General features: G+C 72.8%; 19 protein-coding genes. 3 read left to right on the forward strand and 16 right to left on the reverse strand.

The genetic code is table 11. The features are described from left to right. Window positions 1-2 precede the first annotated feature (2 nt). The 4 genes from JOD54_RS20100 to JOD54_RS20115 form a co-directional block, all read right to left on the reverse strand. Window positions 3-1,193 carry an ABC transporter permease gene (locus JOD54_RS20100; RefSeq protein WP_204452013.1) on the reverse strand — a complete coding sequence of 397 codons (1,191 nt, stop codon included), beginning with the start codon at window positions 1,191-1,193 and terminating at the stop codon, window positions 3-5. Between the two features lie 722 nt (window positions 1,194-1,915). After that, on the reverse strand, window positions 1,916-2,575 hold the full coding sequence (locus JOD54_RS20105; protein WP_204452014.1) for an ABC transporter ATP-binding protein: 660 nt from the start codon (window positions 2,573-2,575) through the stop codon (window positions 1,916-1,918). Further along, window positions 2,572-3,621: a peptidoglycan-binding protein gene (locus JOD54_RS34335; protein WP_307860185.1), complete on the reverse strand. Its 1,050-nt coding sequence runs from the start codon at window positions 3,619-3,621 to the stop codon at window positions 2,572-2,574. The genes JOD54_RS20105 and JOD54_RS34335 overlap by 4 nt, the downstream gene beginning before the upstream one ends. After that, the gene (locus tag JOD54_RS20115) at window positions 3,618-4,178 is read right to left on the reverse strand and encodes a hypothetical protein (RefSeq protein WP_204452016.1); all 561 of its coding nucleotides are present in this window, start codon (window positions 4,176-4,178) and stop codon (window positions 3,618-3,620) included. Before JOD54_RS20115 ends, JOD54_RS34335 begins: the two co-directional genes overlap by 4 nt. Window positions 4,179-4,300: 122 nt before the next feature. Between JOD54_RS20115 and JOD54_RS20120 the strand changes: the two genes are divergently transcribed. Together JOD54_RS20120 and JOD54_RS20125 are read left to right on the forward strand one after the other, a co-directional pair. Beyond that, window positions 4,301-4,957 (forward strand): response regulator transcription factor, encoded by a 657-nt coding sequence (locus JOD54_RS20120; protein WP_204452017.1) that lies wholly within the window; start codon window positions 4,301-4,303, stop codon window positions 4,955-4,957. Then, window positions 4,954-6,180, forward strand: coding sequence for a sensor histidine kinase (locus tag JOD54_RS20125; protein ID WP_307860186.1), 1,227 nt, complete (start codon window positions 4,954-4,956; stop codon window positions 6,178-6,180). Before JOD54_RS20120 ends, JOD54_RS20125 begins: the two co-directional genes overlap by 4 nt. Here JOD54_RS20125 and JOD54_RS20130 read toward each other — a convergent pair. The 5 genes from JOD54_RS20130 to JOD54_RS20150 form a co-directional block, all read right to left on the reverse strand. Continuing rightward, entirely contained in the window at window positions 6,096-6,500 is a 405-nt protein-coding gene (locus JOD54_RS20130) for a DUF7144 family membrane protein (RefSeq protein WP_204452018.1), read from the reverse strand. The genes JOD54_RS20125 and JOD54_RS20130 overlap by 85 nt on opposite strands. Before the next feature lie 294 nt (window positions 6,501-6,794). Continuing rightward, window positions 6,795-6,962, reverse strand: coding sequence for a hypothetical protein (locus tag JOD54_RS20135; RefSeq protein WP_204452019.1), 168 nt, complete (start codon window positions 6,960-6,962; stop codon window positions 6,795-6,797). Between the two features lie 108 nt (window positions 6,963-7,070). Then, a complete protein-coding gene (locus JOD54_RS20140; RefSeq protein ID WP_204452020.1) occupies window positions 7,071-9,668 on the reverse strand; it encodes a winged helix-turn-helix domain-containing protein in 2,598 nt (865 codons plus the stop codon). A 405-nt stretch (window positions 9,669-10,073) separates the two neighbouring features. Then, a complete protein-coding gene (locus JOD54_RS20145) occupies window positions 10,074-10,244 on the reverse strand; it encodes a hypothetical protein (protein ID WP_204452021.1) in 171 nt (56 codons plus the stop codon). Window positions 10,245-10,452: 208 nt separating this feature from the next. Then, complete coding sequence (locus JOD54_RS20150; RefSeq protein WP_204452022.1) at window positions 10,453-11,166, reverse strand: inositol monophosphatase family protein; 714 nt, start codon at window positions 11,164-11,166, stop codon at window positions 10,453-10,455. A 466-nt stretch (window positions 11,167-11,632) separates the two neighbouring features. On the opposite strand from JOD54_RS20150, the gene JOD54_RS20155 reads away from it, so the two are divergent. After that, window positions 11,633-12,532, forward strand: coding sequence for an Lrp/AsnC family transcriptional regulator (locus JOD54_RS20155; RefSeq protein ID WP_204452023.1), 900 nt, complete (start codon window positions 11,633-11,635; stop codon window positions 12,530-12,532). On the opposite strand, the gene JOD54_RS20160 is transcribed toward JOD54_RS20155, so the two are convergent. The 7 genes from JOD54_RS20160 to JOD54_RS20190 form a co-directional block, all read right to left on the reverse strand. Continuing rightward, a complete protein-coding gene (locus JOD54_RS20160; RefSeq protein ID WP_204452024.1) occupies window positions 12,529-13,701 on the reverse strand; it encodes a cytochrome P450 family protein in 1,173 nt (390 codons plus the stop codon). The genes JOD54_RS20155 and JOD54_RS20160 overlap by 4 nt on opposite strands. Beyond that, the gene (locus JOD54_RS20165) at window positions 13,698-14,864 is read right to left on the reverse strand and encodes an MAB_1171c family putative transporter (RefSeq protein ID WP_204452025.1); all 1,167 of its coding nucleotides are present in this window, start codon (window positions 14,862-14,864) and stop codon (window positions 13,698-13,700) included. The genes JOD54_RS20160 and JOD54_RS20165 overlap by 4 nt, the downstream gene beginning before the upstream one ends. Next, a complete protein-coding gene (locus JOD54_RS20170; RefSeq protein ID WP_307860187.1) occupies window positions 14,861-15,403 on the reverse strand; it encodes a hypothetical protein in 543 nt (180 codons plus the stop codon). Before JOD54_RS20170 ends, JOD54_RS20165 begins: the two co-directional genes overlap by 4 nt. Then, the gene (locus JOD54_RS20175) at window positions 15,400-15,858 is read right to left on the reverse strand and encodes a helix-turn-helix domain-containing protein (RefSeq protein WP_204452026.1); all 459 of its coding nucleotides are present in this window, start codon (window positions 15,856-15,858) and stop codon (window positions 15,400-15,402) included. The genes JOD54_RS20170 and JOD54_RS20175 overlap by 4 nt, the downstream gene beginning before the upstream one ends. A 589-nt stretch (window positions 15,859-16,447) precedes the next feature. Next, entirely contained in the window at window positions 16,448-17,953 is a 1,506-nt protein-coding gene (locus JOD54_RS20180; protein ID WP_204452027.1) for a GGDEF domain-containing protein, read from the reverse strand. Window positions 17,954-18,423: 470 nt separating this feature from the next. After that, window positions 18,424-18,852 (reverse strand): cupin domain-containing protein, encoded by a 429-nt coding sequence (locus JOD54_RS20185; protein WP_372440412.1) that lies wholly within the window; start codon window positions 18,850-18,852, stop codon window positions 18,424-18,426. 184 nt (window positions 18,853-19,036) lie between these two features. After that, window positions 19,037-22,999 carry an LPXTG cell wall anchor domain-containing protein gene (locus JOD54_RS20190; RefSeq protein ID WP_204452028.1) on the reverse strand — a complete coding sequence of 1,321 codons (3,963 nt, stop codon included), beginning with the start codon at window positions 22,997-22,999 and terminating at the stop codon, window positions 19,037-19,039. Window positions 23,000-23,065: the final 66 nt, after the last annotated feature.

Here is a 23,065-nt window from a genome sequence, read left to right on the forward strand (position 1 = left end):
GTTCACGGTGACCCGAGGGCTTCGGTCGGGGAGAGTCTCGCCGCGCGGACCGCCGGGTACAACCCGGCGACCGCGCCGATCACCAGGGTCGCCGCCACACCGCCCGCGCTGGCCCACACCGGGACCAGCGCCGCCCAGGACCGGGTGGACGCGTAGAGCGTGGTCGCCACGACCCCCAGCAGCACCCCGCCGACCCCGCCGAGCGCCGACAACAGCAGCGACTCGGTCAGGAACTGCGCCCGGATCTGACCCCGGGTCGCGCCCAACGCCCGGCGCAACCCGATCTCCGCGCGCCGCTCCAACACCGAGATCACCATCGTGTTCGCCACCCCCACGCCGCCGACCAGCAGCGCCACCGCGCCCAAGCCGAGCAGCAACCCGGTGAACGCCTTCGACGTGGCCCGGCGCGCCGCCAGCGCGTCGGAGGGGCGGGAGACCTTGACCTCGCTGGGCGCCGCCGGGTTCGCGGTCGCGGCGAGAACGGCCCGCACCGCCTCCACCGCCGAATCCGCCGTGCGCGTGTAGACCGTGGTCGGGTTCCCGTCGAACTTGAGGTACGTCCGCGCGGCGGTCCACCCGACGAGCACCGACGAGTCCAACTCCGGCGCCAACGCGACCGCGTCGAGCACCCCCACGACGGTGAACCACATCGACCCGACGTAGACCTGCCCGCCCGCCGCGGTGATCCCCAACCGCCGCGCCGCCGCGGACCCCAGCACGGCCGCCGGGTACCGCTCGGTCGCCGCGTTGAGCCACGCCCCGGCGGCCAGCTCGGCGCCCACCGCCGCCGGGAGGTCCAGGTGCGCCGCCTGGACCGAGATCCCACCGGTCTGCGCCTCGGGGATCCGGTCGGTCCGGTAGGCGTGGGTGTCGGGCACCTTGCCGGTGGCCGCCACCCGCCGCACCGGCCCGATCCGGCCGACCATCGCCACCGACTCGGGCGGCAGCGAGGCGGTGCCGCCGAGGAGGGTGGAACCGGGGGAGACGGTGAGCAGGTTCGTCCCCAACGCCGCCAACTGCCGATCCACCTCCGCCTGACTCGACGCCGAGATCCCCACCACCGCGGTCATCGCCGCGATCCCGATCGCGATCCCCAACGCCGACAAGAACACCCGCAACGGGCGCGTCCTGAGTCCCGCGCTGCCGACCTGCAAGACGTCCCTGGGCCTGAGCCGTGCCGGAGTGAGCCTCACTTCAGGCCACCTCCCCGTCGCGTGGTGTTCTGGCGCCGGAGTGCCGCTTCCCGGTTGTGGGTGGTGGCCGGGGCCGTCGCGCCCGCTGTGGTCAGGGCGCTCAGGTGCGCCACCGCTCTCGCGCTGCCGACCCGCGAGACGTCCCTGGGCCTGAGCCGTGCCGGAGTGAGCCTCACTTCAGGCCACCTCCCCGTCGTGCGGTGTTCTGGCGCCGGAGTGCCGCTTCCCGGTTGTGGGTGGTGGCCGGGGTCGTCGCGCCTGCTGTGGTCAAGGCGCTCAGGTGCGCCACCGCTCTCGCGCTGCCGACCCGCGAGACGTCGCTGGGCCTGAGCTGCTTTGGTGCAGGTCTCACTTCAGGCCACCTCTCCGTCGCGTGGCGTGTTCTGGCGTGAGTCCCACCTCAGACCACCTCCCCGTCGTGCAACGTGATCTGGCGCGGCAGTGCCGCCGCGACTCCCGGTCGTGGGTGATGACCGGGACCGTTGCGCCCGCCGCGTTCAGCACGTTCAGGCGCGCCGTGGCCTCCGCGTTGCCGACCCGCGAGGTGCCGATTGGCCTGAGCCGTGGTGGCGTGGGGTCCCATCTCAGACCGCTTCTCCGTCGTGCAGCGTGGTCTGGGGTGGTAGCGCCGCCGCGGCCTCCCGCTCAGGCGCGCCCTTGCCCCCGCGTTCCCGACCTGCGAGGTGTCGCTTGGCCTGAGCCGTGCCGGAGTGGATCCCACCTCAGACCACCTCCCCGTCGCGGAGTGTGATCTGGCGCGGTAGTGCTGCCGCGACGTCCCGGTCGTGGGTGATGATCAGGACCGTTGCGCCCGCCGCGTTCAGCGCGCTCAGGAGCGCCATCACCCCCGTGCCCGCCGCCGAGTCGAGGTTTCCTGTTGGTTCGTCGGCGAGCAGTAAGGCGGGGGAGCCGACCACCGCGCGGGCGATCGCGACCCGTTGCCGCTCCCCGCCCGACAACTCGTTCGGCACGTGCGTCACCCGATCGGCCAGACCGACCTCGCTCAGCGCCTCTTCTGCCCGCCGCAGTCGCTCCCGTCGTGCGATGCCCGCGTAGAGCAGCCCGTCGGCTACGTTCTCCAGGGCCGAAAGCCCTGGTGTCAGGTGGAACTGCTGGAACACGAACCCGATCCGCCGGGCGCGCAACGCCGAGAGCGCGCGGTCGCTCAGCGCGGCCACGTCGTGCCCGTCCACCCGGACGACACCGGTCGAGGGCCGGTCGAGGGTGCCGATCAGGTGCAGCATGGTCGACTTGCCCGACCCGGACGGACCCACGATCGCCGCCAACTCCCCGTGCGCGACCGACAGCGACACCCCGCGCACCGCTGTCACCCCGCCCGGGTACACCTTGCTGACGTCTTCCAGTTCGACCACCGCGCTCACGCGGGAACCCCCACTACCTGACCCTCGACCACGCCGGTCACCTCGACGCGGCCCGAGGCGAACAACCCGGTCTCCACCGCCACCACCCGACGTGACCCGCCCTCGACCACCTCGACCCCGTACCCGCCTTCGGCCAACGCCAGCAGCGCGCCCACCGGCACGGTCACCACGTTCTCCCGCCTGGACGAGACGAACCCGACCTTCACCGACGCCTGGTCGAGGCCTGCGAGGGCCGCCTCGTCGTCGGGGGTGACCGTGACCCGCAGCCGCGTCGACGGCTCCGCGTCGGGGCCGCTGCCCTCGTCGACCACGGTGGCGGTCGAGGTCACCTTCCCCTGCACCGACTTCCCGCCCGGTAGCCCCACCGCGACCGCGGCGCCCTTCGCGGCGATCGTCTGGTCCGCCAGGTCCAGGTCCACCGTCACCACCCGCGCCGAACCCGTGTACTCCAACAACTCCCCACCCGGTCGTACCTCGTCGCCTACGTTCGCCTTGGCCTTGTCGACCCTCACCGCGCCCGGCGCGTAGTGCACCCGCCCCAGGTCGACGACCCCTGTCTCGGTGAGGCCCAGTGCCTTCTGCCACTTCTTCACGGCGGTGGTCGTCGCCGAGGAGAACTTGTTGTCGACCGTGAATCCCTTGTAGCCCAACGCTGCCAGGTTCTCCTCGAACTGCTTGACGTCCGCGCCCTCCATGTCGACCCCAAGCGTCCTGTACGCGGGGAGGGAGCCGTAGAGCAGCACAACGGGGGTGTTGTCCACCTGGCACAGTGTCTGTCCACGTTGGACAACACTGCCTATCGTGGGCACACTCGTCAGTGTTCCTTGCAGTCGAACGGAAACGGCTGTCTTGTCGCCGTAACCGAGTGACCCGTTCTCCTCGCGCGTGTCCACCAGCGTCTGCCGGGTCACCTTCGCCGTGGCCGACGGTGCGGGCTGCGGGCTCTCCTCGGGCGCGGCACCGGATCCGAACCCGGTCGCGGCCACCACGGCACCCCCGACCGCGAGCACCACCGTCGCCCCGACGGCGATCCTGCCCCGGCTCACCCCTCGCTCCTGGTCTCCTGCCGCGGCCCCGCGCCGTCGGCGGGCTTGGGCAGGAACTGGTCGCATTTCTGCTGGGCGGCCTTGAACTCCGGGCTTTCGGGGTTGATCCCGCCGTCCTTGCGCGCCTCGATGCGGATGCCGCCGTTCTCGTCGGGATCGGGGAACTCGGAGACCCCGTTCTCCCGCATGCATTGCGCCATCTTGCGGGCCTGCTCGACCATCCCCGGGTCCGCCTTTCCCGGCTCGCCGCCGTTGGGCAGGTGCGCGCGGCAGGTCGCGTTGGCCTCGTCCACCTTCCCCTTGTCCATGCCCTCCGGCACCCGCACCTGGATCCCGCCCTGCCCGCCCGGCTCCGGATCGGGCACATCGATCCCGTGCTCGCGCATGCACTGGGCGAACGCCAGCACCCGTTCCTCGTCCGACCGGGTGTCGGCCGGTTCCGCCGCCGTGCTCCCGGACCCGTCCGCCGAGGCCACCTTGTCCACCCCGGCGTCACCACCCGACCCGCAGCCCGCCAACCCGATGGAGAGCAGGGCGATCACCACCAGCACCCGCATGACGTTCCCTCCCGCGCCGGGGCCGTCCCGACGCGGGTCGAAGTAGAGCGGTCCGCCCGTTTCCCGGCCGTCGACCGAAACGTTGACGCCGAGGAAACGGGGGGAGCGGTCACCATGGGCGGATGCGGATCCTGGTGGTGGAGGACGAGCCGCTGCTGGCGGGCGCGGTGGCGCACTGGCTGCGCGGCGACGCCCACGCGGTAGACGTGGTGCACGACGGCGCGGCGGCGCTGGAGCGGATCGGGGTGCACGACTACGACGTGGTGGTGCTCGACCGCGACCTGCCCGCCGTCCACGGCGACGACGTGTGCCGCCGCATCGCCGACGGGGACGGCACCGCCCGGGTGCTCATGCTCACCGCGGCCGCCGACATCGACGACCGGGTCGCGGGCCTGGCCATCGGCGCCGACGACTACCTGCCCAAGCCGTTCGCCTTCGTGGAACTGGCCGCCCGCGTGGTCGCCCTCGGCCGCCGGTCCCGCCCGGCCGCGCCACCGGTGCTGCGGCGCGCGGGCATCCGGCTCGACCCGCACCGCCGCGAGGTCTTCCGCGACGGCCGCTATGTGCCGCTTTCCCGCAAGGAGTTCGCGGTGCTCACCGAACTGCTGCGCGCCGACGGGGCCGCCGTGTCCGCGGAAGTGCTGCTGGAGAAGGCGTGGGACGAGCACACCGACCCGTTCACCAACGCGGTCCGGATGACGGTGCTCAAACTCCGCCGCAAACTCGGCGACCCGCCGATCGTGGTCACCGAACCGGGCGTGGGGTACCGCATCCCGTGAGCACCGCCCGACTGACCCTGCGCACCCGCCTCACCCTGGTCTACGGCGGCCTGTTCTTCGTCGCGGGCGTGGTGCTGCTCGCCGTCACCTTCGCCCTCGTCGCCCAGCGGCTGCCGACCGCCGACAAGATCGTGATGGCCGGGACGGACCCGGGGGAGCTGCTCGGCGAGCCCCGGATGTTCATCGGTCAACTGCACCAGGTCGCCTTGGACACCCGGGACTCGGCGCTGCAGGCGCTGCTCACCCAGGGCGGGATCGCGCTGCTGCTGGTCGGCGCCGCCGCTGCCGCGTTCGGCTGGCTCGTCGGCGGGCGGGTGCTGCAGCCGCTGCACCGGGTCACCGACACCGCCAGGCGCATCGCCCACGCCGCCGACCGCGGCCTGCACGAGCGCATCGCCCTCGACGGGCCGCGCGACGAGGTGCGCGAGCTCGCCGACACCTTCGACGCCATGCTCGCCCACCTCGACCGCGCCTTCGACAGCCAGCGCCGGTTCATCGCCAACGCCTCCCACGAACTGCGCACCCCGCTGACCCTCAACCGGGCGCTGCTGGAGGTCGCGGTGCACCGCTCGCCCGCCTCCGCCGAGGTCCGCCACCTGGGCACCACCCTGCTGGAGATCAACGCCAGGCACGAGCGGCTCATCGACGGCCTGCTGCTGCTCGCCCGCGCCGAGAGCGCCCCGCTGGAGAAGTCCTACCTGGACCTCGCCGACGTCGCCGAGCACGTCCTCGCGCACACCCCGACCGACCCGGTCACCGTCGAGACCGACCTCGCCGAGGCCCCCGCCTCCGGCGCCGCGGTACTGCTGGAGCGGCTGGTGCAGAACCTGGTGAACAACGCGATCCGGCACAACACCGGTCCGGCGCCGTGGCTGCGGGTCACCACCGGCACCGACCCGTCCGGCCGCGCGGTGCTGGCGGTGGCCAACACCGGACCGGTCATCCCGCGCTACGACATCCCAGCCCTGTTCGAACCGTTCCGCCGCCACGCGGGCGACCGCACAACGCCCGCGGCGGGCGCGGGCCTCGGCCTGTCCATCGTCGCCGCCGTCGCCCGCGCCCACGACGGCACCGTCACCGCCGAACCCCGCCCCGGCGGCGGCCTGCTGGTCACCGTCACCCTGCCGGTCGTGCCCGGTCAGTCCAGTTCCCTGCCGTGGACCACGACCGCCCAGATCACCAGGACGTCGAGCGCGATCGCCACCAACGACCACGCCGGGTAGGCGGGCAGGAAAGCGATCTGGCTGATCGCGTTGACCCCCGCCAACACCACCGCGGCGACCTTCGCCCAGGTCGCCCCACCCAGCAACGCGAACCCGGCGAACGCCGCGACGGCCCCGACGACCAGGTGCACCCAACCCCAGCCGGTCAGGTCGAACACCAGCAGCCCACCGGGGACCGCCAGGTAGTGATCCCCCTGGAACAACGCGACCAACCCGAAGATGACGGTCGACAACCCCGCCAACACCATCATGATCGCCCCGAAGAAGATCCACCCAACCCACCCCGTCCGCTGCTCGCTCTGGTGTGCCGGTGCGCCCATCGGAACCCTCCCAACCCTCGTACTCCCCATGACGCCCCAACCCTGCGCGCCCCGCCCGCAACCCGACATCCCCCAACCCCGGTGAACCGGACCCGTGGAGCGCTGTCAGCGGGTGAGGAGGCATCCGCGTCACCGCCGCACGTCGCATGCGACGAGTGGGTCGATGACCACTGGGGTCGGTGGGGTGTGCGGGTTGGAGTGCCGCCTGCGGGCGGTGGCGGTGTCCGCCTCGTTGCCGCGCGGTGGCGCACTCCCCGCTCAGCTGCCCCGTCCGCGCCGTGCCACGGTGTGCCGTCAGCGGGTGAGGAGGCGTCCGCCCCATTGCCACACCTCGAAGACGTCCAGGACGGCGGTGACGACCGGGTTGGGTGGGTCGTCCGGGTTGGCGGATCTCTTGTGGGCGGCCAGGACCAGGAGCACGAACAGCAGTGACAGCAGGGGTTTCGCTCGTCTGCCGTTCATCCGGCCGACCCCGGCCGAGGCGGGCGGGCGCCTGCGCGCCCGCCTCGCGGATTTCCCTGTGCCTGCATGGGAGTCCTCCCTCCGTGCACGGGTGTCGCCTTGGCGGGCTCAGAGCAGGCCCTGCCGTCGGGCGACGACCACGGCGTCGCGGCGTTGGCGGACGCCGAGTTTTCGGTAGATGCCGCGCAGGTGGGTTTTGACCGTGTTGGCGGAGACGAACATCGATTCGGCGATCTCGTCCACCGTGCGCATCGACGGCAGTTCCAGCAGCAGTTCCAGTTCGCGGCTGGTGAGCGGGTCGGCGGTGGCGGTGTCCACCGGCAGCGCCGAGAGCGTGCGCACCGCGAACCCGTCCAGCCGCCCGAAGCGGCCAGCGCCCTCGGCGAGCATGTCGCGCACCGAGCGGCGGGCGGTCAGGAACGGGCGCACCGCGTGGATCGGCTCCGCGGCCTGCAGTGCCCGGCCCAGCGCCTCGTGCGCCTTGGCCGGGTTCTCCGCGCGGTCGATCAGGGTCGCTTCCAGCAGCCACGCGTCGATCGTGGTCGTGGTGACCAGCGCGGTGGTGGCACCGGTCAGCACCGGGACCAGCAACCGGCGCGCCTGGCTCACCCGGCCGTGGTGGGCGTGCATCAGCGCGTGCAGCACCGACAGCTCCGCCCGGCCCGCCAGCGCGGCGTGGCACCCGTCGACGAGTTCGACGGCGCGGCCCGGTTCGCCGACGCGCAGCGTCATCCGCACCAGTGTCGGCAGCAGCAGGGCCACGACCTGCGGGCACACCCGGCCGCCTGCCAACCGCTGCCAGTGCTCGACCGCGGTCCGCACGACCTTGTGCGGGTCTTCGCTCTCCTCGAAGTCCACGAACGCGGTGAGCGAGTGCCCGGCCAGCGCGACCGTCGGCTCCTGGTTCGACGGTGCCGTCTGGACGGCGAGGTCGGCCATCCGCCTGGCCTCGCCGGTGTCGCCGCGCTGGTAGGCGTATCCGCCGAGCAGTGTGTAGAGCACCGAGCACGGCCAGCTCCGCTGCCACCCGCGGGTCGTCGCCAGGTGCAACGCCCGGCGGGCCCGCCGTTCCATCTCGGGCAGGTCCGAGCGCAACGCCGCCGCCACCGCGAAATGCGACTTCGCGCGCATCGCCAACCACGGCAGGTTGTCCCGCAGGCACGTTTGCACCACCCGGCTCAATTCCGATTCGGCCGTCTCCAGGTCGCCCGCCCACAGCGCCGACGCTCCCCGCGCGTGCCTGGACAAGACGTCGACGTGACCGTCGCCGGTCGGTTTCGCCCGGCCTTGGGGCGGTACCCGCGACGAGTTCAGGTGGGCGCGTCTGAGCAGGACGGTCTCGTGCAGCGCGCGAATCCGATCCGGCATCGGCGCCCCGTCGGTGTCCGGGATCCGGGCCAGGAACGACTCCGCGGCGATCGGGTCGGGGACCTCCAGCGCCGCCAACGCGGCGGTCAGCGCGAACAGCGGGGTCGCCAACCGCTCTTCCGGCAGAGTCCCCACCACCGCGGCCAGGCGCGCACCCTGCCCCCGGGTGATCGCGCTGATCCCGTCGGACTCGATCAGGTCGGCCGTCAGGTCCGGGTCCTGGGCGAGTTCGGCGTGCTCGAGCGCGGCGGCGAGGTCACCGCCGTCGCGGAACCACCTGGCAGCGGCGCGGTGCAGCCGCTGCGGGGCGCCGGGGCGGGTCCTGGCCAGCTCGGCGCGCAGGTGGTCGCGCAGCAGCGGGTGGTAGCGGTACCACTCGCCGGGGCTGTCGTCGCAGCGCACCACCATGGAGTTGCCGCGCGCCAAGCCGTGCAGCACCGTGCCCGCGTGCCGCAGCCCGGACAGCGCCGTAGCGAGGTCCGCGCTGACCCGCTCGCAGATGCTCGTCGACAGCAGGAACTGCCGGGTGTGCGGGGGATGGGCGCCGAGGATTTCCTCGGCGATGTAGTCGGTCGCCAGCGGGTCCTCCGCGGGGAACCCGGCCAGGTCCCGGTCTTCCGCGGCCAACCACAGCGCCGCGAGCCGGGTCCCGGCGACCCACCCGCGCGTGCGCTCCCACAGCGCGCCGACCCGCTCGGGCCCCACCTCGGTCTGCTCGGCCAGCAGCGCCGAGACCTCGGTGGTGGTCATCGCGAGCTGGTGCCCGTCGATCTCGCGCAGCCTGCCCTCCAGGCTCAACCGCGACAGGTGCACCGGCGGGGTCCGCCCCGCGATCACCAGCCGCAGGTTGTCCGGGGTGTGCCGGATCAGCGCCGACAGCACCCGCAGCACCGCGGGCTCCCGCAGTTCGTGCACGTCGTCGAGCACCAGGCAGAGCGGGTCGGCCAGCCCTTCGACCGCGCGCACCAGCTCGCCCGCGGGGTCGCTCGACTGCGGCGCGGGGGTGGGCTCGCCGCCGTCGAGCGCGGCCTTGATGGTCGCCCACAACCGGTTCGGGTCGTTGTCGCGCTGGTCGAGCGTGGCCCACCGCACCGGGGTGCTCGCCGCGCCCGCCCACGCCGCGATCGCCGTGGTCTTGCCGGACCCGGCCGGGCCGTGCACCACCGTCACCGGCGGCGGGGTGCCCTGGGCGCGCACGCCCCGCTCCAGCGCCGCGGTCACCCGGTCGCGCCACGGGCCGCTCGCCGAGGTGGTCGGGACGCGCACCTTTCCCGCTGGCACCGCCGTTTCGGCCGGATCGCCGTCCACCCGGTACCCGGTCGTCTCCTGCTCGGACATCAGTGGTTCTGCTCCTGTTCGACAGTCGATGCCCCGGACATTTCCGTCGTGAATACGCGGCGGCGTCGAGGGCCGATATCTTCTTGTCGGCGAGTAGATCGGTGCTCCTGAATGACCGGCGTCACCTCCGGCGGGCGAAAGACCGCGATCGCGGTCAACCGGATCGGTTTGCGACACGCCGATTCGGCCGCGCACGGGCGATCTTGTGATTCACGCAACTCGGGCGCGGTGGGGAATCCGCGACAAAGCGACGCCGGGTGGCCTTGTGTGTATTCACAGTATTTGTTCGTCGAATGGGAACGCCAACCGGATATCACCCGGCCAGGGTGACGATCATGGACGGTGGTGACACGGAGCGCCCCCGTGTCCCAGGTGGGACACGGGGGCGCGGGTCTTCGCGGTGGGTCAGCCGGTGAACACCGCGCTGGCCGCGGCCAGCGAGGGCAGGGCGGCGATGGCCAAGCCGATGCCGATGGTTCCCGAGATCAGGGCCAGTCGGACCGAAGCGCGTAGTCGTCGTCGGCGGGCGCGCGGGCGGGAGAGCGCGTAGGCGGCGTCGAGAGTTCTGCTGCTCATCGGTGTCCCCTTCGGTCTTTCCGGCTGGGTGGAGAAGGGCTCGGTGTCGGGCCCGGTGCCGCGCGCAACGACCGCGACCCCGACTTCGCGGGTGCGCCGCGCGCACCGGACCCGACACCGGCGACGGGTGACCTGGGGCCCGCTGTGCCGTGGTTGGCCCGGTCGCTCCGTCTGCCAAGATCGTGCCGGGCTCAGCCCACCAAGATCGTCACCTGTCCCGGGTGGGATCGAGCGCCAGCACCGCCGCGCCGTGCAGACCCGGTGCGGCGACGAGGAAGTCCGGCGCGTCCCCGGTCCACCGCGACCCGTCCGCGGTGGACACCACCGCGCCCGCCTCGGCGGCGATCAGCGCCCCGCCGAGCAGGTTCTCCGCGTCCCGGCCGAACAACCAGAACAGGTCCATCCGCCCCGAGGCCACCTCCGCCACCTGCCACGAGGTCGGCCCGAGCCCCCGCACCGCCCCGACCGCGTCGAGCATCCCCGGCAGCGCCCGCCCCGCGGCCGCGTTGGCCTCCGGCTGCCGGTGGTGCGGATGACTCGTCCCCGCCAACGCCGCGGCCAGGGATGTCTTGCCAGAAGCCGAAATCACCCGCCCGTCGCGCCACGCCCCCTTGCCCCGCTCGGCCGCGTAGGTCTCACCGAGGGCGGGGGAGTGGGTCACGCTGAGGACGGCCTCCCCGTCGCGCACGAGCGTCACGGTCGTACACCACTGCGGAAGCCCTTGCAGGTACTGCACAGCGCCGTCGATCGCATCGATGACCCACTCGCCACCGGGCAACCGCTCGCGCAGGGCGTCGGCGAGCGGGCGATCGACCTCGGTGAACCTCTGGAGGAGTTCGGACAACGTCACGGGCGCGGGCCCGACCGGTGCGGGCACGGTGGCGGCGATCTTCTCGACGGTCTGGATCACATGGGTCAGCATGCGGACAGGCTGCGCCCCGGATGGCAGGATGGGGTCGTGCTTCAAGCCGTGATGAGCGGAAGCGGACACCGATGACGGCTGGAACGAGCGATTCTGACTAGCAGGCGCAGTGCGCTGCCGGAGGGGCTGCCGGGGACGAGCGGAAGGAGACACCGATGACCACCGAGTTGAGCGAGCTCGACTACCGGGCGCAGAGCGCTGCCGGGAGGGACTGCGGCAGTTCTCTTGGTGGCTTGGGCAGCTGGGTCGGCAAGCGGCCAGGGTGCGCGTGTTGGCCGGGGATGAGCGGAAGCGGACACCGGTGTCCACTGCGCCGGGCAGGCGTGCCAGCGGGCGCCTTGCGCTGCGGGGGCTGGCCGCGCGCATCGCGGCGATGTCTTGGGCGGTCTGGGTGGCGTGGCCCAGGTGTGTGCTCTGGTGCCTCGGTGGGTGTGCGCCTGCCGAAGATGAGCGGAAAGCGACAGACATGGCCACCGAACTGAGCGAGCTCGACCAGCAGGTCGCGTCCGCGTTGCAGGTCGACGGGCGGGCGGGCCCGGGGCGGATCGCGGGGGTGTTGGGGGTTTCGGGGCGGACGGTGGCCAGGAGCCTTGCCAGGATGGGCTCATCGGTGCGGGTCGTGCGGGTGCCGGACCGGGCTCGGTTGCCTGAGGTGACCCTGTTGCGGGTGCGGGTCCTGCGCGGCCGGGTCGAGGTGCTCGCGGATGCGCTCGCCAGGCGCCCGGAGGTGCTCTTCGTCGACGTCATCACCGGGGGTGAGGAGATCAGCGCGGTCACCGTCGGCGGCGCGCCCGCGTTGCCCACCGGTCAGGCGGTCACCAGCGTCCGCGCCCACGCCGTCTTGCACGTCTTCTCCGACGCCGCTGACTGGCGGACCCGTCTGCTCACCGCCGACGAGGTCGCCGCGCTCACCCCGCCCCCGCCCGCGGAGACGCACACCCCCGACGCGTTGGACGAGAAGCTGATCGAGCTCCTCACCGCCGACGCCAGGACCGGGCCCGGGCCCCTCGCCGCCGCGGTGCGCGCGCCCGAGTCGACCGTCCGCCGCCGCCTCGACCGGCTCGCCGACAGCGGGCTGCTGCGGACCTGCGTCGTCGCCGACCCGCGGTTGTTCGGTCTCGCGGTGGACGCCAACGTCTGGATGGCCGTGCCGCCCGATCGCCTCCCCGAGTTCGGCGAGCGCCTCGCCGCGGACCCGCTCGTGCACGGTGTCCTGGCCACCACGGGCGCCACCAACCTGATGGCCGCCGTGTTCTGCCGCGACCTGGCGCAGCTGTACGGGTTCGTGACCCGGCTGACCGACATCCCCTCGGCCGAGGTGACCGTCGTCGGCGGCGCGGTGAAGCGCGCCGGGCACCGCTTCTAGCCCAGCACCACCGGCAGCTCCACCAGGCCGCGGTTGCGGAACGACGGCTGCCAGCGCAGGTCCGCCAGGTCCACCGCCGCCCGGAGGCCCCTCGACAGCAGGGCCCCGAACGCCGCCGCCGCCTCGACCTGGCTCAGCCGGGACCCGAAGCTGCGGTGGATGCCGTGCCCGTAGCTCAGGTGCGGGTTGGGATCGCGGTCGAGGACCAGCGACTCCGCGTCGGGGAACACCTCTTCGTCGTGGTTGGCCGAGGCGATCCCCAGCAGCACCGTCTCACCCGCGGGCACCTCGACCCCCGCGATCTCCACCTCGCGGGTCGGGAACCGCCGGATCGCCCACTGCAGCGGCTGGTCGTAGCGGGTCAGCTCCTCCACCGCCCTGGGCAGCAGCGTCTCGTCCCGCAGGCACTCCGCGCTCTCGGGGTGCGCCAGCAGCGCCCGCGTGCCGTTGCCGATCAGGTTGACCAGGTTCTCGTACCCGGCCCACAGCGCCAGGAACGCCATCGACACCAGTTCCGCCTCGCTGAGCCGGTCCTCGTCGTCGCGCACCGCGATCAGCCCGGACAACAGGTCCGGCCCCGGTTCGGCGCGCTTGCGGGCCACGAGGTCCACCAGGTACGCGTGCATCCCGGCCACCGCGTCGCGCGCCGCGGTGGCGGGCTGGTCCGGGCGCGGGGTCAGCAGGGTCGTCGTCCAGCCGCGGAAGCGGGCCCGGTCGGTCGGGGCGACCCCCAGCAGGTCGCCGATCACCCGCAGCGGCAGCGGGGCGGCGAAGCGCTCGATCAGGTCGACCGGTTCACCGGAGGGCAACGCCGCCAGCAGGTCCTCGGTCGCCGCGTGGATCGCCGGGGCGAGTTCCTGGACCCGGCGCGGGGTGAACTCGCCCGCGATGAGCGTGCGCAGCCGGGTGTGGTCGGGCGGGTCGAGGTTGAGCAGGTTGGCGTCGAGCGCGGGCGGTAGCGCGAAACCGCGGTAGCCCTCGCCCGCGTTGTCCCGGCTCAGCGACAGCCGGGGGTCGGCCAACCCGGCCCGCACGTCGGCGTGGCGGGTGACCACCCACGCAGGCGATCCGTCCGGTGTGGACACCCGGCGGATCCCGCCATCGGCGCGCAACCGCGCGTAGGTCGGGTACGGGTCGGCGTGGAACGCGGACCCGAACAGCTCACTCATCGCCTGCTCCGTTGATCTCTACCGCCGTGCTGGTCGAGGTCGGCGAACGCCCGCGCGACCCGCACCAGCCACGCCGTGTCGGTGTCCTCCGGCGGTGGCTGGGGCATCGGGGTGCCCGCCGCTGGGGGAGTCGCCGCCGGGCGCCCCGGCATTGCATTCCCCTGCTCAGCGAGGGCGTCGGCGATGGCCGCGGCCGCGAAGTGGGCGCGCAGGTCGGCTCCCGCCGCCGCGGCGTCGCCGTCGCGGACCGGGTGCAGCCAGCGCAGCCCGTCCTGGATCTCGATCACCCGCCGGTGCAGCCGGAAGTCGAGGTCGCGGACCGCGCGCCTGCCCGCGGTCCGGTCGAGCGCCAGGTCCGGGTTGGCCGCCACCAACGCCGTCCACAGCGGGTACAGCGCCTGGTACGCCCGGCGATCGCGCCACCACAGCCGCAACCGCCCCACCTGCGGGCCCCACCCGGGCAGGCTCCACCCGATGAGCGTGCAGATCCCGCCCAGCCCGGCGCCCAACCGCGCCACGACCTCCCACCGCTGCGGGTCCAACCCCAGCGGCCCGGCCAGCACGTCGGCGTAGCGGGCCAGCACGTAGGCGAGTCCGCCGAGCGCGCCCGCCGCCGCCAGCCGCAGCCCTCGCCGCAGCCACGCCCCGGTCACCGCGCGCGCGTACCGCAGGCAGCGCACCACGATCAGGTACTCCGTCACGGCGAACGCGGTCACGTAGAGCATGAGGTACACCGAGTACAACCCGTGCCCGGCGTAGCGGACCGCGGCCGTGGTGGTGTCCTCCTCGGTGAGGTCCGCCGCCGCGAACAGCACCACCATCGCCGCGAACACCGCGCCGAACGCCCAGATCCGGCGCCGCACCAGCGGTCGAGCCCGCTGCGGTTCCACGGCCCAGTACGTCAACGCGGCCAACTGGCTGGCCGCGACCCCGATGACGCTGCCCTGCGACAGCACCAGCGCCAGGTTCGGTATCCCCGTCACCCGGTCGAGGGCCGCCCACACCCGGGGATCGCTGATGGTGAACGTCAACCCCATGAACAGGTAGAAGAACCCGACCGCCACCGCCGCCGGGCCCCGGTCCCGGCGCAGCAGCGCGGGCAGCTTGAACAGCAGGCTCACCCACGCCACCGCCGCGCACAGCGGGTAGAGGACCCCGTTCATCCGGCCGCGTTCACCCCGGGCACGGGCGGCGCCGAGTGGTCGAGCGAGTCGGCGATGCGCGCGGCGACCCCGTCCGGCCTGGCGGGCGCCCGCCGCAGCCGCGCCGCCAGCAGGTAGGCCATCACCTCGGCCTGTTGTTCCTGCTCGTCGCTGTAGTCCTTGCGCGCCAGCATGTCGCGCACCAGGTCCGGGTCGATGTCGGGGAAGAACACCGCCGCCGTGTCCTCGTCGAGGTGCCCGCCGCCGCGGTGGCAGCAGATCATGTGCCCGATCTCGTGCAGGATGATGTGCTCCCGGTGCGCTCGCGCGGTGGTCTCGTCGTAGAAGATGAAGTCCGCTTCCCGCGTGGCCACCCAGAGACCGCACGGCTCGGACGCGCGCATCGGCACCGGCACCACGTGCAGCGGCCGCCCGCGCACGGCGGCCAGGTGCTCGCACAACGCGGCGAGATCGAGCCCGGCGGGCAAGTCGAACTGGGCCAGCAGTTCCGCGCAGCCGCGCCGCAGCGCGCGCAGGTCCCGCCGCGACACCCCGGTCACGGCTCGGGGTTCTCGGTGCTCGGGTCGGCGTCGGTGACCGGCGGCAGACCGCGCTGCCTGCGCGCCTGGTCGAGCAGCGCGGTGATCAGGTCCAGGTTCGACTGGGGCAGCCCCATCGCGCGCTGCGCGATGCCGACCACGCCCCGGTCGCGCAACATCGCCAGGTGCTCGAGCTGCTCGCGCACCCGCTCGCCCTGGCCGTCCTCGTCGTCGAAGAAGTAGCTGGGGTTCACCCCGAAGAACCGCGCCAGCGCGACCAGCAGGTCCGTCGACGGGCTGCTCCGCTTGCCGGTGCGCAGCATCGACAGGTACGCGCCGCTGACCCGCAACTGCGGGTTGGCCCGCTTGATCTCGGCCGCGACCTCGGTGTTGGACCACTGCCGTCCCCGGGGTCGACTCAGCCGGAACAGCCGGTCCAGCCGCGCGGTCAACGGCGTGGTGGCGCCGTCGGACATCCCATCCCCCCACCAGTGGGTCGTCACTCCAACTCGACCAGTGTCGCAGGGTAACTGTCAGTTGACAATTCGCCTACGCGGCTGGCTACGATGACCCACAAGGGTTAACTCCCAGTTAGAGCACCAAACGCGAGTGCGCTCGGACTCCAGGCCACTGTGCGTGGGGGTGTGCCGTGTGGCGGGGTTCAAGGGGGTACCCCGCCACACGGGGCCCCGATTCCCTCACCCGCGGTACCCGTGGTGGTACCGGCTGTGGAGGTCTCCAGAAAGTAGGAGTTCCGCGCTCAACCGGCCTGGGGGTTACCGGGAGCGCGGAACTAGAACTAGCGTAGTACGCCACCGGGCCCCGTGCACAGCGGCACGGGGAAATTTGTCGCACGGCGTGTCGCCCGCCCCCTCTTCGGGCGGGATGGCCTCCCGTGGCGCACGCCGGTCGCGCGGCCGCCGCACCCGCTCCCACCACGGGATCTTGACCTTGAACGGCCGTTGTGCGGGTTAACGCCGCGGCTCGGCCGATTGTGGCGCGAGGTTGTCGAATGCGACGAAGGTCACGTCCGGGGTCGCTGATCAGTCCACAAAGGACGGCGCGCTAGTCGCCGGGGGAGCCCGCGAGCAGGACGACCCGGTCGCGGCCGGTCAGCTTGGCGGTGGCCAGGGCGCGGTCGGCCTGCAGTTGCAGGTCGGCGAGGTCCGTGCCGTGGTCGGGGGCGCAGGCGACGCCGATGGAGGTCGTGCACGGCGGGACGTCGTGGCCGAGGCGGACCCCCGGTCCCTTGCCCGGCAGGTCGATCTCGGTGTCCAGGCGGCGGATCGCGACGCGGATCCGCTCGGCGGCCGCGACCGCCGCCGAGGCCGAGGTGTTCGGCAGCACCACCGCCAGCTCCTCGCCGCCCCAGCGCGCCAGCAGGTCCGTCGGTCGGGTGCCCGCCCGCAGCGCGTCGGCCACCGCGCGCAGCACCTGGTCGCCGCCGAAGTGGGTGAGGCGGTCGTTCCAGGCCTTGAAGTGGTCCAGGTCCAGCATCAGCACCGCGGTGGGCCTGCCAGCCGCCCGGTCCGCGGCCACGGCGGCCACCGCGACCGGCTCGAACCCGCGCCGGTTGCGCAAACCGGTCAACGGGTCGGTGGTGGCGTCGATGCGCAACCGGTCGCGGTCGGCGGTGCGCACGGCCAGCCTGCCCAGCGTTCTCGTCTCCATCACCGCGACCGCCAGCACCGCGAACAGCGCGACCGGCGTGATCATCGCGGCCACCACGGCGCCCAACCCGACCAGCAAGGTGTGCCCCAGCAACAGGTTGTCCTCGCGGCTGCCCAGCGTCGCGCCCGGGCTCCAGTCCCGGAACCGCACGCCCCGGTACACCCCGACCAGCACGGCGTCGACGACGAAGTACACGACCGCGGCCAGGCCGAGCACCCCCATGAACCGCCACCCGTGCCCGGTGGCCAGCGTGGAGAAGTCGAGGGGCCACGGCTGGGTGATCAGCGCGCCGCGGACCAGGCTCACCGCCGCGATCGTCAGCAGCACGGCCGAGGTGTTGCTCATCCACACCGCGATCGGGCGCCGCGCGATGCGGAACCGGCGGACCCGCACGAACACCACCAGCAGCGCGGCCAACAGCGGCGGCAGCAGCAGTGCCGAGCTGAAGAACCAGATCGACGCCTGATCGATGTACTCGACCGCCCCGCGTTGCGCCCGCACCAACCGGCGCCGCCGCTCACTGGCCTCGGTCAGCTCGGTGTAGATCAGCGCGCACGCCGCCAGCACCAGGAACAGGCCCCAGTCGCCCGGCGACGCCCCCGGCGCCCGCCACACGGCCGCGCCGAGCCCGAGCGTCCCACCGATGTCCACCGACAGCAGGACCGCCATGGTCGCCCGGTCGAAGTCGCCGGTCCGGCGGCGCGGGGTCGCCCAGTGCTTGCGCGGCCCGGGGATCCCGCCCGCGTCGCCCGCCAGCCCGTCGATCGGCCGCGACAGCGCGAACGGGATCCCGGCGAAGCGGGCCGCGGCGAGCTCGCCGTGCCCGTGCCCGCCCAGACCGGTTGCCCGGTGGTCGTGGCCATGGCAGCGGTAGCCGGACCCCAGGCGGATTCCCCCCATACCGCTCGCACCTCCCCGTGCGCAGCTCCCCCGACAAGTGCGGACCCGCCGCTGGCCGGGGAACAGGCGAGGTGGCTACCGGGCGCGCCCAAGCGGGTGTCCCACGCGCGTGGGACACCCCCCAGGAGCCCGGCTTCGCACGATCACCACCCTGCGTTCCCCCGCGGGCGCAAGGTCCTCAGGAGAAACCCTAGGGCACAGGGGGATCTGGACAACGGCATTGCCGGAGGATCCCGGTCAACCACTCATTCGGAGCAGCACGCGGACGGCGAACGGAGCACGCGCTCCGCCGCCGCGGGCTGACCGCCGGTGCGCGGCCGGAGCAATGGCGTGATGGTCGACCAAGCGCACGGTCATGCGGAGATCACGGTGCTGTGGCGGGGATTCGAGGCGAGGCCGCGGCGGTGGATTGGTGGACCACCGCCGCGACCCTGCCCGGAATGTACCCCCCTCGCGGCGGTGGTCGCCGTTCAGTCGTGCTCGACCGGCGCCCACAGGCTCGGCAGGTTCACCACGATCCCCTCCTGGCTGCTCCGCGCGATGATCACCACCGCCGGTTCGTCGCCCGGGTTCTCCTCGCGGTGCGGCACGTACGGCGGGACGAAGATGTAGTCGCCCGGCCCCGTCTCCAACCGGACCTCCTGGTCCCCCTCGGCGAAGACGAACACCGGGTGGCCCGACTTGATGTAGATCGCCGTCTCCGCCTCACCGTGGTGGTGGTCCCCCGAATTGGTCCCCGGCCCGACGTGCGTCTCGCCCATCCACACCTTGGTGGACCCGACCGTCTTGCCCGACACCGCTTCCAGCCGCGTCATCCCACTGGTCTGCATCGTGTCCCCGGACAGGTCGGCGCCGCGGATGTGCCGCAGGGGCCGGTGCCAGTCCTCGGTCCCCGCCACCAGGTCCGCTCGCTCGCTCACGCGGTTCTCCCCAGTGGTCCACAGTGCACGGTCGTGTTCCGCATGCTTTTCCTTCCAGCACTTGCCATCCCGCCGGTACCGGGCCAGCGAACGACACCGGCCCCCACGGTGTCAACCGCGCGGATCGCCGAGTCCAGCCACTGGACGCCGGGTTGGTCGTGCGCTACCGGGTCCGGCGCCGGGTCCTGCCGACCAGCAGCAGCCCGGCGCCGCCGACCAGCAGCCAGACGCCCAGCGCCGCGACCGGGGTCACCGCTGCGCCGGTGTCGGGCAGCGGGTCACCGGGTCGGGCTTGGCCCACCGGCGCGGCGGAGGTGGTCGTGCTGCTGGGAGCCGGTGGGAACCCGGTGGTCGGGTTGGCCGTGCTGGTCGGGCCCGTGGTGGTGTGCGTCGTGGACGGCGTTGTCGCGGTGGGCGTTGTCGTTGTGCTCGGACCGGTCGTGGGGGTGGTGCTGGAGGTCGGGGGAGTTGCGGTGGTGGGGGGAGTGGTGGTTGGGGGCTGCCCGGAGGCGAAGTCGACGACCGCGGTCTCGCCCGGAGCGATGTGGACATCCGCGCTGGTTCCCGGGGGCGCGGGCTCGGTGTTCACCGTGATCGTCCAAGGGGCGAGGGCGGGGTCGGCGGTGATGGAGACCTCGACCCAGCCGGTCCCCGGCACCGCCAGCCGGTACGCACCGGTGGCATCGGTGCGGTCGTAGGCCGTGCCGGGGACCGCGATCACGGCACCGGCCAGTGGTGCGCCGCGGACGACGACGTGCCCGGTGACCAACCCGGCGGCCGCGAAGTCGTCCCACCGGTAGGCCGCGGTGGTCAGCGCCTCGGTCAGCACCGTCGCGGTGGTGTCCGAGTCGACCTCGTAGAGCGAGAGGTCCACCACCCGGTACGGACCGTCCACGCGGTGCCCGTTGATGAGCCTGCCGTCGTAGCGGATGGTGAGCGTGTGCGTGCCCGCGGCGAGGACTTGTTCGTCGCCGCTCCAGCCGATGTCCTTCCCGGTGGCCTCGACGAGCCGCGCGTTGACCGCGTAGGTCCCGGGCCGGGACACGACGACCCGGGCCGCGACGTCGAGCCAGTCGTAGGTCCCGGATCCGTCGGCGTCCACCGGGTGGTCGGTCAGCGAGTCGAGGAACACCCCGCCGCCCGGCCGGAACCCCGCCGCGGGGTAGACCGCCGTCCGGTGGGCCGCCAAGGCGAAGTCGACCTCGCCGGTGTTGTCGCGCAGCACGACGTTCGACAGCAGGTACGGTCCGTCGACGCCGTGCCGCCGCAGGTCCTCGCCGGGGAAGTCCAACGCCAGGGCGCCCGCGCCCGCGGTCACCGTGCCGGTGGTGGTCGCCGTCGTGATGAACCGACCCGCCGCGTCGAACAACGCGCCGGTCAGCGTGTAGTCGCCCGGCCGGTGGACCGCCACCGCCGCGGTGACCCGCACCCGGTCCGGTCGCCCGTCACCGTTGCCGTCCGCCGCCACGTCGGTGTAGGTCGCGGGCAGGGTGCCCGGGGGCGGGTCGAACCGCTCGGCGGGGTAGCCGTCGACGGTGTGCTCGACGGCCATCACCGTGGTGTCGGCGGCGTCGACCACCCGCAGCAGCAACCGGAACGCCGACTGCCCGGCGCGGCGCGCGATCGCCCGCCCGTCGAAGTCCAGCACGGCCTGGCCGGGCGTCGCCGCGGCGGTCGCGGTGCCGATGACCTCCCCGCCCTGGCCGACCAGGGTGCCGCGCAGGGTGACCTGTCCACTGTCGACGGATCGGACCCGCGTGACCACCCGGAGCAGGTCGAACCCCCCGCTGCCGTCGAGGTCGACACCCGCGGGACTGATGTCGTGGTCCACTGACACCCGGGGCCGCTGGAAGGCGTCGACCGGGTAGGTGGCCGTCCGGTGCGTGATCGACGAGCTCGCGAAGCGGTCGTCGACCTGGATGGCCACCGTGTACGGGCCGCCGGTCCCGCGCGCCCACAGCTGTTCGCCCGCGAAGTCGAGCGTGGCGGTCCGTGTCCCGGGTGCGACCGCCAGTTCGCGCTCGACCACCGCGACCGGGACGTCGCCCGGTGCGACCAGGTCCGCCCGCAGCCGGACCGTGCCCGTCCCGGTCCCGGTGACCGGGACGGTGACCCTGAGCAGTTCCGCGCCCGCGACCCCGTCGGCGTCCACCAGCGCGTCGGCGGCCGCGCCGATCTCCGCCAGCGCGGTTTGGAACCGCCCGTGGTCGTAGGGTCCCGTGGTGTGCGTGGCCGCGGCCACCTCGGTGCCGTCGGTGGTGAACAGCCGCACCAGCACAGTGAACGGACCATCCACACCGGACCTCCGGATCGGCGCGCCGGGGAAGTGGATGGTGGCGGGACCGCCGTCGAGGGTCGTAGTGGGCGCCGGGTTCACCACCGCCTCCGGGTCGACCCGGCCCCGGGCGATCGCCCCACCGCCGCTGTCAAGCAGGCGGGCGTCGACGGTGTAGGTGCCCGCCGGCGCGGCGATCGGCACCTCCGCGCGCAGGAAGTCCCACTGCCCGTTGGCGTCCAGGTCGACTCCGGTGTCGGTGCCCTCGACCGCGAGCGCGGTCACCGGCGCTGTTCGCGGCGCGGGCCCGACCGGTTCGAAAGTGACCAGTGCCCACCCCGTGGCGTTGCGCACCGTCCCGCCGCCGAGCCGGTAGGTCCGCCCCGGGTTCGCCACCTCGGTACACATGTCCTTGGCGGCGTCGACCTTGCAGAAGACGTTCTGCCGGTCGAACGCCTCGGTACTCGCGTCACCCACGACGCCGAATGTCGGGTCATACCGCTGACCGCCGTAGACGCCCCAGGTGTGGGAGGCGAACATCCAACGATCGGCTGGGCGGCCTACCGGGCCCGCGCTGACCCCCCGGTTGTTGTCCAAAGACCTCGCCTCGGGTTTGAGCATGAAACCCCTGCCGTTGCCGTTGTAGTCCCGGAGTCCCGCCGGGATCCCGAGGCTGAGCGCCAGGATCTGCCACACCTTCGCGAAGGTGAAGCACTGCCCTTTGTCGCCGGTGCCCTCGAGCAGGGCGGTGGGCTCCTGCAGGAGCTTGGGATCGCCGTGGTAGATCCAGCCCGGGTGCTGGCGGTGGACGCCGAGGGTCAGGTCGTACACGACCTGCTCAGGCTTGGTCTTCCCCGCCGCTCCCCACTCGAACGCCTTGTCCAACCAGCCCGTCTTGGGAACCTCGGTGCGGAAGGGGGACGTCACGGGGTTGTCCAACAACACGTAGACCGAGTGCGTCCTGGTTTCCGTGTGCAGCAGTCGCCCGTCCTTGGAGATCGCGAGCTCGATTCGCAGGACCGCTTTGCCCGTCTCCTGGGGTACTGGTACCTCGACCGTGCCGTTCCAGGCCACGACCTCGCGTTCGGCACCGGACTGGACCGTGCCGCCGCTGGAGACGATGGTCCACCGCGCCTGCACCTCCGGTATCCAGGTCGGTGTGACGGGCCAGGCCCCGAGCGAGTAGGTGTAGGTGAAGGAGCCGCTGGTCATGCTGTCGGCGATGGGGTCGTCCGCGCTGGGGGCGGTGAGTGCGCCGGTGGGCGTGAATCCCGTGGCGAAGACCTTGTCCGGGATCACGTCGTTGCTCAGGCCGCGCCGGATCGTGGTGTCTCGGGTCACCTCCGCCGCGGTCTGCGCGATCGCGAAGCCGAACTCGACCTCCGCCCAGTCGACCTCCACCAGCCAGCAGTCGGTGCCCGCCGCGTCGACGGTCACCTGGAAGGCGTTGACCTGCGGGGTGATGACGCCGTTGGGCAACGGGAACGTGTTGGTGCTCCAGCTGTCCGTGTGCCCGGAGAGGGTGCCGACCTCCCGGCCGTTGACCCGCACGACGTCGACCTCCGGCGCGCAGTTGTTGCCACCCTGCTCGTCGACGTCGAACACCCGCATCCGGAGCAGCGGCGTGGTTGTCGCCACCGCGGCGAACCCCCGCATGTCCAGCTCGAACCCGATCACCCCGTCCTTGTACGAGTCGAGATCACCCCCCTCGTCGACCCGCACCGTCGCCCGCTGCCGTGATTCGTCCACGCTCACCTGGCTACCCACCGCGCGCGGCACCGCGGCGGGCGGCGCTGGTTCGGCGGCGGGTGCCACCAGTGGTGCGACCGGTAGCAGGAGCATGGCCAGCACTGCGGAAACCCAACGCGCTCGACGACCCACGATCGCCACCCCTTGTCCGACAACGGAAACCCGCGC

Origin of the sequence: Actinokineospora baliensis, assembly GCF_016907695.1 — a bacterium.
GTDB lineage: Bacteria > Actinomycetota > Actinomycetes > Mycobacteriales > Pseudonocardiaceae > Actinokineospora > Actinokineospora baliensis.